The 1,419-nt window shown below is 36.8% G+C and carries 1 rRNA gene; it reads right to left on the reverse strand.

The window, feature by feature from the left end:
- Positions 1–1,330: 1,330 nt before the first annotated feature.
- A 5S ribosomal RNA gene (gene rrf / locus H509_RS26585) occupies positions 1,331–1,419 on the reverse strand; the annotation flags it as partial.

Raw genomic sequence — 1,419 nt, forward strand, 5'->3', positions numbered from 1 at the left:
GCTTCATGACCGAAGTCATGTCCTTCATTCAACGTTGCTCGTTGTTCAGTTTTCAAGGAACAATTGTAAGTTGCTTTCTTTTCTTCACCGCCGTTCAGCGGCGACTTAATTAATATACCACGTTAACCTTTTGACGTCAACATCTTTTTTATATTTCTTTTAAATCGATGTATGCTGTCTTTAAATTAACATGCCCTCTTCGTATTTGCTTTACACAAGCTGTTTTGAAGTAGAATCATTACTTTAACATATATATTCACAGGATACAAGTAGATTTTCAATTTTGTGACTTGTGCTTCGAAATAACAACGGCCAGAAGCTTGCACTTATGATTCTAGTGAACTCTCTGGCTAACCAAAGTAGCTATCAACCGATTTATCAATTCTACATGAGCACTACATGTTGCTTGTTCCAATAGCCACCTCTTCCACCCTTACCCTTACTTGAGAAGCAGAAAGCCAATAAAGATCAAAAAAACTGCATCGTATGAAGCTGATCCAGTCAGAATCTCAAACAATGATTGATTCAATCATTCGAACTCGAATGTGATGTATATAATAAGTCGGTGTCGGCAAATAGATCTAATGATTCTATATAATAGGAAGAGTAACGCTGAACGCTGTTCATGTAACATTAAGCCATGTAGAAGGTATATTCTCCGTATCCTTATATCCATCCAAAGGCAGCCTCTCTCCTTTAGCAATAACAGAGCTTAAACACAGCTTTTTAACGTTGAGGTATAGCAACGAAAATAGCGAAAACACGAATCAATCTCGTCTGCCGCAAACAGAAAAAGATCCGACTGCTCTTTTATCTATAAATGGAATGACATCTCATTCATCAACAGTTTGTTGCTATAACAAATCAAATCGATTTTTATTTATACAATAAATAACAAATAAAGAATATATTACTGAGTTAATTAATCCTCATTATATTAAGCGACAATGTAGCATTCGCGCCTTACATTTGATAAGACAAAATAAATATCCACATCTTTTATTGTGCTCTTACTTAAACAAATTGTTCACATATGTGAATAACATTGCAGTGTTGTAGAAATTCACAGCTAATTAGATCACTATTACTTTGTCTCAGTAGATACTTGACAAGTATTATAAGAGTTGTCCCCGAATACTATGAAGTTTTCAACAGCTTTGTGTGGATGAATACAATAAAATAGAAGGTTTTATAACTTATGCACCTGTGGATAGATATTGTTATTTCCGCCATTATAGTTATCCCCTTGCGGGATTAGTGGTTGTGGATAAAATGTGGACAGAAAATAGCCCACCGACTTATTACGGTCAGTGGGCTATTCAATTATACTGCTTGGCAACGTCCTACTCTCCCAGGACCCTGCGGTCCAAGTACCATCGGCGCTGGAGGGCTTAACGGTCGTGTTCGGGATGGGTACGC

The sequence above is a fragment of the Paenibacillus taiwanensis DSM 18679 genome (assembly GCF_000425125.1).
In the GTDB taxonomy this organism is placed as follows: domain Bacteria; phylum Bacillota; class Bacilli; order Paenibacillales; family Paenibacillaceae; genus Paenibacillus_B; species Paenibacillus_B taiwanensis.